Genomic DNA, 12,274 nt, shown 5'->3' on the forward strand with positions numbered 1-12,274 from the left:
TAAGCGGGCTGTTGAATGATCGCGCCGGGTTAACCAATGAAGAGAAGGAGTCCATTAGATGATTAGGAAATTGCTATTCCATCCGATCACGATCGCCCTATTATTTTTCATTAATCTAATAGGCACCATTTACGGATATTACTGGTACAATAGCCAATTGCAGCAAACACCAGCTATTTTTCTGGCTTTTGTACCTGACAGTCCAACGGCCAGTTTGTTTTTTACCATCTTTCTTTTGGTTCTGCTGCTGGGTAAAAAAGCCCCAACGATAGAGGCATTAGCGTATACGACGTTAATTAAATATGGTATTTGGGCCGTTATTATGAATTTACTCACCCTTTATATAGAAGGAAGTATCAGCTGGCAAAGTTATATGTTGATCGCTTCACATGGAGCAATGGCCTTGCAAGCTGTTTTGTTTGCACCGTTATATACCTTTAAATTAAAACATTTAACCATTGCAGGTATTTGGTTACTACATAACGAGATCATTGACTATGTCTATGGTATGATGCCGATTTATTACAGTTTGACGAGCTATCAGGAACATATTGGTTACTTTACTTTCTGGTTGTCTGTGATGGTTTTACTTGTGGCCTATCATCAGGTAGTCAAAAGAAACGAACTTGTGGATGCCTAAGGATCATTAAGCACAATTATAGCTATTCTCTCATACCATTTAATAAAGGATAATGGGGAGAAGGGATAATCGTGAAGTCCGTGCTTACCTTTTTATTCGCAATAGGAGTTGTTTTAATTGCTGTCACGACCGTTAAGGCAAGCGCTGTTGATGTAAATGAAGTGGAACGATTAATAAACGAGAAAGAATATGATGTAGCCCTTGATTTGCTCTATGCTTTACCAACAGTAGCGGATCAACCTGTTATTTGGCAAGAACAGCTGCAGGACAGTATAAATATATTGGAAGATGAAAGCGTTAGTCATCAGGAAAAACAGTTAACTATACAAAAATTAGTGGTGCTTTCAGATAGCTTGGAGCATGGGTATGCCCCATTATGGCTGAGACACCAGCAAGCATTTGAGCGAAAGACACAGCAATTGTTGCAACAAGAAGAAATACATCCAGCAGAAATCGAAAGGCTTGTTGATCAAACAGAATTGCTAGCACCTGTCATACAGCTGCAATTAACAGATACGCAGTACCAAAACTATCAAGATGTCGTAACAAGGCTAAAGAAGCAGCAAACCATAATGGATCATGAGCAATTCCAAGCCGTCTTTGGACAAATGAAACAATGGCATGCTTTAACCATCAAACAGACGAACGCTTCCCAAACCAAATGGCTTATTTTCACCCTTGTTAGTGCTTATCTGGTTAGTTTTTCCTATGTTGCTTGGAAGAGGAGCCGTGTTCGACAGATGTAAATGAAGGAGCTTCTTCGCTTGCAAAACAGGGTGAACATTCCATATGATAAAAGACAGATGTAGTCTTACATCTGTCTTTTTATTTTGTCAATGGAGGCGATTAAATGTATAATAAAGAGAACATGGAAGCGATGCAACAGCGAGTGGATGATTATATTTCCCAATTTAAAGAGGGGTATTTCTCCCCGTTAAGTATGCTGGCACGTTTTACTGAGGAGATTGGTGAACTGGCGCGAGAGGTGAATCATCAATATGGAGAAAAGCCTAAGAAGATAGATGAGGCCGATAACTCGATGGAAGCAGAGTTGGGTGATTTGTTATTTGTGATGATTTGTTTCGCCAATTCACAGCAAATCAGTTTAACCGAAGCCTTTGAGAAAACGATGACTAAAATAGAGTCAAGGGATAAAGAGCGATGGACAAAGATAGACAAACAGGAGGATAAGCATGAGTAAAATAAAAGTAATTGTAGCAGGTCCGCGAGGTAAAATGGGAAGTGAAGCCTTACGGATGATAGAAAGGGAAGCTGACTTAGAGCTAGTGGCATGTTTGGATCATAAATACGAGGGTAGAGAGATCCGTTCATTTGAAGAACTGCCTAATCTGGATGCCACGATTTACACCGATATTACTACGTGTCTACAAGCAGTAGAAGCCGATGTATTGGTTGACTTGACGACACCTGAATTTGGTTATTTACATACGAAAACGGCTATTCAATATGGGGTTCGCCCTGTAGTAGGTACGACCGGTTTCACAGATGAGCAATTAACCGAACTAACGGATTTGGCGGAAGAAGAAGGGGTCGGTGTGATCATAGCACCGAACTTTGCATTAGGTGCCGTATTGATGATGCAATTTGCCAAATGGGCGGCAAAATATTTTCCGGATGTAGAAATCATTGAGAAACATCATGATAACAAGCTGGATGCCCCTTCCGGTACGGCTGTAAAAACGGCACAACTGATCCAAGAAGAAAGACAAGCGAAAAAACAAGGGCATCCGAATGAGAAGGAGACGATCCCGGGTGCACGTGGTGCAGAGTTTGATGGAATGAGAATACACAGTATGCGTCTGCCAGGACTTGTGGCTCATCAAGAAGTAGTATTTGGTTCCGCTGGGGAAAACTTAACAATTAAGCATGATTCTTTTGACCGGAAATCTTTCATGACAGGGGTTAAATTAGCTATTGATCAAGTGATGACATTAGATATTTTGGTATATGGCTTAGAAAATATAATGGAGTAGGAGCGATTAACATGAATATAGCATTGATTGCCCATGATAAGAAAAAAACAGATATGGTGAATTTTACGATTGCATACAGCCATATATTAGAAAAGCATACCCTTTTTGCGACAGGTACAACAGGTACCAAGATTCAAGAAGCGACAGGGTTAGCGATTCATCGTTTTCAGTCGGGGCCATTAGGCGGCGATCAGCAAATCGGGGCAAGGATTGCTAACAACGAAATGGATTTGGTGATTTTCTTTCGCGATCCATTGACAGCACAGCCGCATGAGCCGGATATCAGTGCATTGATGCGTTTGTGTGATGTTTATCAGATACCATTAGTTACTAATACTGGAGGAGCAGAGGTATTGATTCGTGCCCTCGATGCGGGGTTCTTTGACTGGCGTAATCTTAAAGAATCAAAATAATAGGCTAGGTAGGTTTAAATATGTTAAAAATAGGTATTATTTGTTATCCCTCAGTGGGAGGTTCTGGCATTATCGCCACGGAACTAGGGAAAATGCTAGCTAGAAAAGGATATGAGATTCATTTTATTACCTCTAGTGTGCCATATCGGCTGGATTCGTATTATCAGAATGTCTATTTTCATGAGGTGGAAATGAATCATTATCCTGTTTTTCAATATCCGCCTTATGATTTAGCGCTGGCAACTAAGGTAGCAGAGGTCATTGATACCGAACAGCTGGATATTATTCACGCCCATTATGCCGTACCACATGCGATTTGTGCCATCTTAGCTAAACAGATGGCGGAACATCCGGTTAAGATTGTAACGACCTTACACGGTACAGATATTACCGTATTAGGCATTGATTTAAGCTTGAAGAAGATGATTCAATTTGGTATTGAACAATCAGACGCTGTTACCGCAGTCTCAGAAAGTTTGGTTCGGCAGACCAAGGAAATGTTAGCAATCAAGCGACCGATAGATGTGGTGTATAACTTCATTAATGAAGAAGATTACTATCCACGTGATACGAACTGGAAAGAAGAATATCAGATACCTGCTGATGAAAAGGTGCTGGTTCATATTTCTAACTTTCGTAAGGTCAAGAGAATGGAGGATGTCATCAAGGCATTTGCGCTGATTTATGATCAGGTGCCATCTCGACTATTACTAATTGGTGATGGACCAGAAAATGCCAGAATGCATGAGCTTGTGCGTGAACTTAACCTTGAACATGTCGTTCATTTTTTAGGAAAGCAAAAGAATATACCTGAGCTTTTATCGGTGGCCGATTTGAAATTACTTTTATCAGAGAAGGAAAGTTTTGGCTTAGTGTTATTGGAGGCAATGGCTTGTGGTGTCCCATGTATTGGTACCAATGTAGGAGGTATTCCTGAGGTGATAGAAGATGGGGTAAATGGTTATATCGAAGAGATGGGTGATATCAGAGCGGTTGCCAGTCGAGCAATCGAACTGCTACAAGATGATGATAAATGGCTGCAATTTTCAGAGAAAGCGAAGCAGCGAGTCAAAGAAACCTTCTCCTCGGAAAAGGTTTGTCAGGAATATGAAACCATCTATCAACGTGTGCTTGGTGAAGATGATGTGTAAGGAACTTTTTAAACGAGCAGAAGAAATTATCGAAAGACTGGAGCAGGCAGGTTTTGCAGGTTATATCGTTGGCGGAGCAGTAAGGGATACCTTGCTGCATCGCAAGATTGGTGATATGGATATCGCAACCGACGCAAAGCCAGAAGAGGTACAGGCATTATTTCCTAAGGTGGTGCCAACCGGTATACAACACGGTACGGTGCTTGTTAGGCATCATGGTCTCTCGTTTGAGCTAACCACTTTTCGAACGGAGTCTGGTTATAGTGATTTTCGTCGGCCGGATCAGGTGCGATTTGTCACGGAATTGCAAACCGATTTAAGTAGACGAGATTTTACGATCAATGCCATTGCGATGGACCGTTTTCAAACGATTATTGATCCCTTTGGTGGGCAGACCGATATGCAGCGACGTCTCGTTCGTACGGTAGGCAATCCAGCCGATCGCTTTCAAGAGGATCCGCTGCGTATGATGCGTGCGATACGTTTTCAGGCGCAACTGGGATTTGCGATTGCGGAGAATACCATGACTGCTATGCGAGCACATGCCCATCTTATACGGCACATTGCGGTAGAACGGTTGGCGATAGAGTGGGAGAAGATGATGACAGGCGATTACTTTTCTCACGCAAAAGAAGGGCTTCTTCAATCAGGTTTACTCCGTTACTTGCCGGTATTCACTGATAACCAGCCTTTGCACCGTTTATTTGCGACAGTGGATCAGCCTTTTACTGGATGGGCCAATTGGATTGCCTATATGGATATTGCTTGTCCCAATTCTTCTGTTACCGATTGGGTGCGGGAATGGAAATTATCCAATCAAGTCAAAAAGGATAGCAAACTATTGGTGCACCTTTATCAGTCGTTTCAGCATGAACCGATCGAATGGACGGTTTATCAATTACCGAACGCATTAATGGATGATTTTTTACAATTATTAACTAGATTAGGTTTTTCTGATTTAACTGCTAAAGATATTGCCTCTTATCAAGAGCAATTGCCGATTAAGATCAGACAAGAGATGGCAGTAGACGGAAAGGATTTACAGCAATTTTTCCCGAATCGACCACGTGGTGCTTGGCTGCGAGAGCAATTAGAGGTATTAGAGAAAGCGATCGTGCTACAAGAAATAGTGAATGATTATGATACAATAAGAGAGTGGTTAAAGCATGGCAATTAATAAGCGACAGCAATTAATAACCATATTGGCTAATCATGCCGATGATTATATTTCAGGACAGGCTATCTCTGATCAATTAAACATTTCCAGGACGGCTGTTTGGAAGCATATTAATGAGTTAAAAAAGGCCGGTTATCAATTTGAATCGGTGCCACGGAAGGGATATCGTTTATTAGCCAGACCGACTGCGTTGAATGATCATACAGTTCAATGGGGACTTGAGACTGATTGGCTTGGTCAAACCATCATCTTTCAAGAGGAAATGCCATCGACACAGGATTTGGCTCATGAGTTGGCACGCAAGGATTACCCCCATGGAACCGTCGTCTTGACTAATTTCCAACAGGCCGGTAGAGGCAGGATGGAACGGGTATGGGAATCCAACAATCATGGTGGAATCTGGCTAAGCCTGTTGCTGCGGCCCAATATACCCCCATATCAAGCCTCACAGATGACCCTGTTTGTTGCGGTCACCTTGGTAGAAACCTTGGAACGGCTGACAGATCAACGTATCGAAATCAAATGGCCAAACGATTTATTTATAAATGGCAAGAAAATCTGTGGTATTCTGACCGAAATGCAAGCAGAGTTAGAAGCAATCAACTATTTAGTCATCGGTTTTGGCATTAATGTGAATCAAACAAGTGAGGATTTTCCAGAGAGACTCCAGGACAGATCCACCTCTTTACAGATGGAAACTAAGCAGTATTGGAATCGTTCAACGATCATACAAGCCATCTTGAAGGATTTTGAATATGCCTATCAGCGTTATTTAAATAACGGCTTTGATGAGGTGAAGCAGAAATGGCTGCAACATGCCTATAGATTGAATCAAACCCTTACAATTAAGCAGCATCATGATGTATTCGAGGCCCAAATCGAAGGGATTAATCATGATGGGGCATTGCTTGTTAAGACAGAGAATGGCAAACAACGTATGATTTATAGCGCCGAAATAGACTGGTGAGGAGTGAAAAAGATGAAAAATACGATGACGTTCCAACAAATGAAGGAAAAAGGGGAAAAAATCTCGATGGTGACCGCTTATGATTATCCCAATGCCAAACTAGCGGAACAAGCGGGGATGGACATGCTGTTAGTAGGAGATTCCTTAGGGATGGTTGTATTAGGTTATAGCTCCACCATCAATGTTACCATGAATGATATGATTCACCATGGGAAAGCAGTAACTCGGGGAGCAACGGATACATTTACCGTTATTGATATGCCATTTATGTCTTATCATCTGTCAGTTGAAAAGGCAATGGAGAATGCCCAACAGCTTATCCAGCAGACAAAGGCACAGGCAGTGAAATTGGAAGGTGCAGCTGCGGATACATTAACCACTATTAAAAAATTGACAGAAGCAGGGGTCCCAGTGGTAGGACATATAGGGTTAACACCTCAGTCAGTGCATACTCTGGGTGGTTACCGAGTCCAAGGAAAAGATAAAGAAACAGCCAAACAGTTAATTGCAGACTCCCTTAAACTGGAAGAAAACGGTGCATTTGCAGTTGTATTAGAGTGTGTCCCAGAACAGCTGGCGCGATATATTTCTGAACAGCTGACGATCCCAACTATTGGTATAGGTGCAGGAAAGGATTGTGATGGTCAGGTATTAGTCTATCATGATATCTTACAGTATGGTACAGATTTTAAACCGTCATTTGTTAAGGTGTATCATGAGACGGGTAACGATATTCAGTCCGCCTTGCAGCACTATCAACAAGAGGTAAAAGCAGGCACATTTCCAGATGCGTCCAGCTCTTTTCAAATGGATCCGCAGCTGATCGAAGAATTACTGTTGGAGGATTAATGATGACACAGGTAATACGAACCGTAGCAGAAATAAGACAAGTAACCGAACAAATCAAAGCTAGACAACAGACGATAGGTTTTGTGCCAACGATGGGTTATCTCCATGAAGGACATACAACATTAATCGATAATGCCAAACAAGATACTGATTTCGTGATCGCTAGTATTTTTGTCAATCCTTTGCAGTTTGGACCAAATGAAGACTTTGATAAATATCCAAGAGATGAAGTTCACGATTTATTACTGGCAAAGCAACATGGGGTAGATTACTTATTTATGCCGACGATAAACGAGATGTATCCAGCTGAACCCACCATTCGATTACATGTGGAAAAACGGACAGATGTGCTTTGCGGTAAGTCTCGACCGGGTCATTTTGATGGTGTTGTGACTGTTTTATCGAAGTTATTTCATCTCACCAAGGCCGATTTCGCCTATTTTGGTTTGAAAGATGCCCAGCAAGCGGCCATTGTCGACGCTTTAGTAACAGACTTAAACTACGAAACGACAATGGTGGGAGTTCCTACCGTTAGAGAAACAGATGGATTAGCGAAAAGCAGCCGAAATGTCTATTTAAGCGAACAAGAAAGACAGGAAGCAAAAGAGATCTATCTATCCTTGCAAAAGGGAAGGCAACTAATGGTTGACGGCAACCGAAATCCTGCTATGATAATAGAGGAAGTGAAAACAAGAATCCATCAAAAAACAAATGGTATCATTGATTATGTCGAAATATTATCCTATCCATCCTTGCAGCCATTGGAAATGGTTCAAGGTCAAGTCATTATCGCCGCAGCCGTTCAATTTAAGCAAGCAAGGCTGATTGATAATATCATTATGGATGAACGTGGTCAGATACCAGATGTTATTTTTTAGGGGGAATCATCATGTTACGAACGATGATGAAGTCTAAGATTCATCGAGCGAGAGTGACGGAAGCTAATTTGGATTATGTTGGCAGTATTACGATTGATCAAGAAATTATGGAACATGTCGATATTTTGCCACATGAGAAGGTGCAGATTGTTAATAATAATAATGGCGAACGCTTTGAAACATATGTGATTGCGGGGGAAAGAGGAAGCCGAGTATTCTGTTTGAATGGTGCGGCTGCACGAAAGGTTCAGCCTCATGATGTCATTATTGTGGTGGCCTATGCGATGGTTGCAGAAGAAGAATTGGCGGATTTCCAGCCTAAAGTGGCGATACTAGATGAAAAGAATCAAGTAGAACAAATGTTACAGCAAGAACCGCCTCTCACACGTCTGTAGAAACTCTTATCCTGTGCTGATAAGAGTTTCTTTCGTCATGTGTTTACAGGGAAGCGACCTGTTGTTTGGTCTCCATGGAGATCCCTATCCTTATCAGAAAGCAAAACGGAATCGTTTTTCTGGTAATATGGAGTATAGTACATAATCAAGAAGCGGAGATGATCCTTTGCAGAAATATGTTGTAGTGGATGTGGAAACAACGGGACAATCCGTCCCAAAAGGTGACCGCATGATTGAAATAGCGATAGTGGTAATTGAAAACGACCAAATTACCCAGCAATATATGCAGTTAATAAATCCTGAAAAACCAATTCCAGCGTTTATTTCCCAGCTTACCTCAATTGAAGATCAGGACGTCGTTGACCAGCCTATTTTTGAGGATATCATCGAGACAGTGGAGCCTTTACTGGAAGGGGCGGTATTTGTGGCTCACAATGCTCCGTTTGATTTATCCTTTTTAAATGGCGAGCTTATTCGGGCGGGAAAGCAGAAGCGAACCCCGTACGTGATCGATACAGTGGAATTAGCGCGAATTCTATTGCCACAGGCACCAAGCTATAAGCTGAATGAATTGGCCGAGTATTTGCAAATTACTCACAATAATCCGCATCGTGCTTTATCAGATGCCCTGGTGACAGCTGATCTGTTACTTCTTTTAAAAAATAAATTTCAGCACCTACCGCAAAACGTGATACAACAAATTCTATCCCTGTCGTCTGGTTTTCGTTCGGACTGGCAGATCATCCATCAAGAGATCGATCAATATGCAGACAGATCTGATATGGAAACATATCGAGGCTTTTCCATGAAGAAGATGGCACAAACCACACCAAAGGAACAGGTGATCACGGAAGATTTCGCCGCTTTTGCAGAAGACTGTTACCGTTATTTAGCCGAGACCAACTCGGATTATGAAGAGCGGCCAGGGCAAGCAGAAATTAGTAATATTGTTTTTGATCATTTTCGCATGAATCAGCATGCTTTAATCGAGGCTGAAACAGGATTAGGGAAGACGATTGCGTATTTAATTCCAATGATCTATGAAGCCCTGTCTTTTCATCATCGAGTAGTTGTTAGCACAAATAATACCAATCTCCAGTCACAGCTGTTGGAACAGGATATGAAAAAGCTTGGAATTCCGGTTCGTGCGGCGATCATTAAGGGAAAGAATCATTACTTGAGCTTACAGAATTTTGAACAATTTTACCAAGACAAGAGCCGATCTTCCTATCAAGATCGCATGTTTAAGGCCATGATATTGGTATGGTTAACGGAAACGTCGACAGGCGATATCGATGAATTGCAATTCTCTTTGCATAAACAACCCGCGTTATACCAATTAGTGAGCCAACACCAGAGATTACAGCCTGCTTGGCAAGGTTATTGTTTCTATGAGAGAACGCTGGCACAAGCTGATCAGGCGTCTGTTATCATTACTAATCACGCCTTGCTGGCCATTGATATGTTATCTGAATACGACATCCTGCCGTCATACCAGAAATTAGTGGTGGATGAAGCACATCAACTGGAAGAAGTAGCCGCCAATTATCTGGGAGCATCGGTTAGCTATGTAGAAATAACTGCTTTTTTCCATCCATTAGAAAAACAAACATTGCAAGATATATGGTTAAGCGAATCAATTGAGACGTGCAAATACGAATTGGATCTCTTTTTTAGACAGTTATTTCAGTATGTGCAAGCAAAAAATAAACAAGGGCGTATGGTATCTGATATAGGCAGACTCAAAGCCGTATGGGACAATCAGGCTCGAATCGACTATCAAGATGCCACCAAACGGGTGATGTTACTGCTTGACCAATTGGTTCCGTTTTTTGATGAAGAAACACAGCAGCAACTGACGGCATATAAAGAGGTAATCCGTCAATTACTGCTTCAAGAAACCAATGAATCGATCACTTGGCTGGAAATTGACCCTCAGGGAGCCGAGAATGCCGTTTATATCCAACAAGAGCCTTTTTCTGTGCAAGAAGAGCTCCAAGATTATTTATTTTCTCAAAAAGAATCCGTCATTTTAATCAGTGCTACCTTGACCATGAATCGATCCTTTAGCTATATGAAAGCAAAACTCGGTCTTATCTCCAGCCAGGTCAAAGAATATGTGATGGATCCGTATTTTGACTATAAACGAAACGTACAATTATTGATTCCCAATAATTTACCGGCGTTTCAATATCCGAAAAACGAGGCTTTTCTGTATGCGATTAATGAAGCCATCGTCTCGATTGCCGTACAAAGCAAGGGGCGATTATTGGTATTATTCACGTCTTATGATATGTTGAAAAAAAGTTATTATATACTGAAGGAAGTGGAAGAGCTTCAAGATTATTTGCTGCTCGGTCAAGGTCTTACAACCGGAAGCAGGAATCGTTTGATCAAGCAGTTTCAAGGGTTTGATCAATCGATCTTGTTGGGAACGAATGCCTATTGGCAAGGCGTGGATATTCCAGGAGATGACTTGTCTTGCCTAGTTATTGTGAAATTACCTTTTCAATCCCCGCAAGATCCGATTTTTCAAGCGAAATCAGCTTATCTAAAATCGAGGGGGAAAAATCCTTTTCGGGAATTATCTTTACCACAGGCTGTTCTTCAATTTAAACAAGGATTCGGCAGGTTGATCCGTAAACATACGGATAAGGGGAGTGTGTTGGTATTCGATGATCGGTTAATCACCAAACGTTATGGCCAATCATTTATTGATTCGGTACCAGATATTCCAGTCTTTTACGAACCGATCGAAGAATTGATTGAACGAATTAGTAGGGAAGGATAATAATACGTCATTGTGAAAACCTAACGGATAGAGAACGCTCCAAATGAGTTATGTTATGCTGCTTCTTATATGGGACATAAAATGCTTGGAGCTTCATCATATTCTGTAGAAGGTAGGTCCCACAATGAAATACCAAATATATGGATTATTTATCCTTGTTTTCTTGTTGATGGGGGCCAATGCGGTTTCCATACCATCGATCCCTAAGCTCGATGAAGGTGAGATGGATATGCTATTTATGAATTTACCAGATGGAGAAGCCAGCTTGTTAACGAATGCTAAAGGAGAAAATGTCCTGATTAATACGGCGTCAGAGCGTAGTCAAAAACAACTTTATCAAATGTTAAGCCGTTTAAATATTGATACGTTGGACTGGGTTATTATTACAAATCCTGATGAGGCGTATACTGGTAACCTAGACTACCTCATCGATCATTATCAAGTGAAAAAAATAGTAGTGCCCATCTCCTTTGAAACAGCTCGTATCGATTCACAAAAGGTGGAAAAATGGAACCTGTCTCAAAACTACGCTATTTGGGATAACTTAAATATGGAGGCATTTGATCAATCGGAGGAAGGAAATATTTCATTTCTCCTCCACTATGAAAAAGAAACCATCTTGTTTTTAAACCATCATGGGGAAATGATGGAAAAAAGACTGCTGCAATTGGTACAGGATGTGGATATGATCAAAATTGCAGACTTTGGCAGTGTTAATTCGCCGTCAGAGCAATTATTAGCAAGGTTGGATCCCTATTTATGTGTGATATTTCCTAGTCAAACGGAAGAAATAAGTGATGCCTTAGTGGAACGATTAAGTGCTACCTGGATCGATGTTTATTTTTTACAGCAAACAGGCTCCGTTTATGTCCGTTTGACTGGCCGGGATTATGAAATATTAACAGGGAATAGCGCGGTCAATGCTTAAGAGAATAAAATCAAATTTTTTCTGCTAAAACTGTTGTTATTAGTTGAAAAATTGCTGAAAGTCCATCAAAATAAGGAAAGAGGTATTATGG

The 12,274-nt window shown here is 41.2% G+C and carries 13 protein-coding genes; all 13 read left to right on the plus strand.

Annotated features, from left to right (window positions below; translation table 11 throughout):
• Positions 1-58 precede the first annotated feature (58 nt).
• The 13 genes from lhaT to E0E32_RS12610 all read left to right on the plus strand — a co-directional run bounded on the left by lhaT (position 59) and on the right by E0E32_RS12610 (position 12,183).
• Entirely contained in the window at positions 59-640 is a 582-nt protein-coding gene (gene lhaT, locus E0E32_RS12550) for a lipoprotein heptaprenylglyceryl N-acetyltransferase LhaT (RefSeq protein ID WP_066193233.1), read from the plus strand.
• Positions 641-711: 71 nt separating this feature from the next.
• Positions 712-1,386 (plus strand): sporulation protein YpjB, encoded by a 675-nt coding sequence (locus E0E32_RS12555; protein WP_066193235.1) that lies wholly within the window; start codon positions 712-714, stop codon positions 1,384-1,386.
• A 104-nt stretch (positions 1,387-1,490) separates the two neighbouring features.
• Complete coding sequence (locus E0E32_RS12560; RefSeq protein WP_066193236.1) at positions 1,491-1,841, plus strand: nucleotide pyrophosphohydrolase; 351 nt, start codon at positions 1,491-1,493, stop codon at positions 1,839-1,841.
• Complete coding sequence (dapB, locus tag E0E32_RS12565; protein ID WP_066193237.1) at positions 1,834-2,634, plus strand: 4-hydroxy-tetrahydrodipicolinate reductase; 801 nt, start codon at positions 1,834-1,836, stop codon at positions 2,632-2,634. Before E0E32_RS12560 ends, dapB begins: the two co-directional genes overlap by 8 nt.
• Positions 2,635-2,645: 11 nt before the next feature.
• Positions 2,646-3,047, plus strand: a complete 402-nt coding sequence (gene mgsA / locus E0E32_RS12570; RefSeq protein WP_066193239.1) for a methylglyoxal synthase — start codon at positions 2,646-2,648, stop codon at positions 3,045-3,047.
• Positions 3,048-3,067: 20 nt separating this feature from the next.
• On the plus strand, positions 3,068-4,198 hold the full coding sequence (bshA, locus tag E0E32_RS12575) for an N-acetyl-alpha-D-glucosaminyl L-malate synthase BshA (protein WP_066193241.1): 1,131 nt from the start codon (positions 3,068-3,070) through the stop codon (positions 4,196-4,198).
• A complete protein-coding gene (locus E0E32_RS12580) occupies positions 4,191-5,375 on the plus strand; it encodes a CCA tRNA nucleotidyltransferase (protein WP_066193242.1) in 1,185 nt (394 codons plus the stop codon). The genes bshA and E0E32_RS12580 overlap by 8 nt, the downstream gene beginning before the upstream one ends.
• On the plus strand, positions 5,365-6,342 hold the full coding sequence (locus E0E32_RS12585; RefSeq protein ID WP_066193244.1) for a biotin--[acetyl-CoA-carboxylase] ligase: 978 nt from the start codon (positions 5,365-5,367) through the stop codon (positions 6,340-6,342). The genes E0E32_RS12580 and E0E32_RS12585 overlap by 11 nt, the downstream gene beginning before the upstream one ends.
• 12 nt (positions 6,343-6,354) lie before the next feature.
• On the plus strand, positions 6,355-7,191 hold the full coding sequence (gene panB / locus E0E32_RS12590; RefSeq protein ID WP_066193245.1) for a 3-methyl-2-oxobutanoate hydroxymethyltransferase: 837 nt from the start codon (positions 6,355-6,357) through the stop codon (positions 7,189-7,191).
• A gap of 2 nt (positions 7,192-7,193) precedes the next feature.
• Positions 7,194-8,069: a pantoate--beta-alanine ligase gene (panC, locus tag E0E32_RS12595; protein WP_130859876.1), complete on the plus strand. Its 876-nt coding sequence runs from the start codon at positions 7,194-7,196 to the stop codon at positions 8,067-8,069.
• Positions 8,070-8,080: 11 nt separating this feature from the next.
• Positions 8,081-8,464, plus strand: a complete 384-nt coding sequence (gene panD, locus E0E32_RS12600; RefSeq protein WP_066193247.1) for an aspartate 1-decarboxylase — start codon at positions 8,081-8,083, stop codon at positions 8,462-8,464.
• Positions 8,465-8,630: 166 nt separating this feature from the next.
• Positions 8,631-11,255 carry an ATP-dependent DNA helicase DinG gene (gene dinG, locus E0E32_RS12605; RefSeq protein WP_066193251.1) on the plus strand — a complete coding sequence of 875 codons (2,625 nt, stop codon included), beginning with the start codon at positions 8,631-8,633 and terminating at the stop codon, positions 11,253-11,255.
• A gap of 124 nt (positions 11,256-11,379) precedes the next feature.
• Positions 11,380-12,183: a ComEC/Rec2 family competence protein gene (locus E0E32_RS12610; RefSeq protein ID WP_066193253.1), complete on the plus strand. Its 804-nt coding sequence runs from the start codon at positions 11,380-11,382 to the stop codon at positions 12,181-12,183.
• Positions 12,184-12,274 lie beyond the last annotated feature (91 nt).

The sequence above is a fragment of the Gracilibacillus phocaeensis genome, assembly GCF_900626275.1.
Lineage (GTDB): Bacteria > Bacillota > Bacilli > Bacillales > Amphibacillaceae > Gracilibacillus > Gracilibacillus timonensis.

Bases quoted from the DNA above. Each gene is read 5' to 3' on its own strand.
- dapB (WP_066193237.1), top strand. From the start codon at position 1,834: ATGAGTAAAATAAAAGTAATTGTAGCAGGTCCGCGAGGTAAAATGGGA.
- E0E32_RS12560 (WP_066193236.1), top strand. From the start codon at position 1,491: ATGTATAATAAAGAGAACATGGAAGCGATGCAACAGCGAGTGGATGAT.
- mgsA (WP_066193239.1), top strand. From the start codon at position 2,646: ATGAATATAGCATTGATTGCCCATGATAAGAAAAAAACAGATATGGTG.
- E0E32_RS12580 (WP_066193242.1), top strand. From the start codon at position 4,191: ATGTGTAAGGAACTTTTTAAACGAGCAGAAGAAATTATCGAAAGACTG.
- E0E32_RS12610 (WP_066193253.1), top strand. From the start codon at position 11,380: ATGAAATACCAAATATATGGATTATTTATCCTTGTTTTCTTGTTGATG.
- lhaT (WP_066193233.1), top strand. From the start codon at position 59: ATGATTAGGAAATTGCTATTCCATCCGATCACGATCGCCCTATTATTT.
- panB (WP_066193245.1), top strand. From the start codon at position 6,355: ATGAAAAATACGATGACGTTCCAACAAATGAAGGAAAAAGGGGAAAAA.
- E0E32_RS12585 (WP_066193244.1), top strand. From the start codon at position 5,365: ATGGCAATTAATAAGCGACAGCAATTAATAACCATATTGGCTAATCAT.
- panC (WP_130859876.1), top strand. From the start codon at position 7,194: ATGACACAGGTAATACGAACCGTAGCAGAAATAAGACAAGTAACCGAA.
- panD (WP_066193247.1), top strand. From the start codon at position 8,081: ATGTTACGAACGATGATGAAGTCTAAGATTCATCGAGCGAGAGTGACG.
- bshA (WP_066193241.1), top strand. From the start codon at position 3,068: ATGTTAAAAATAGGTATTATTTGTTATCCCTCAGTGGGAGGTTCTGGC.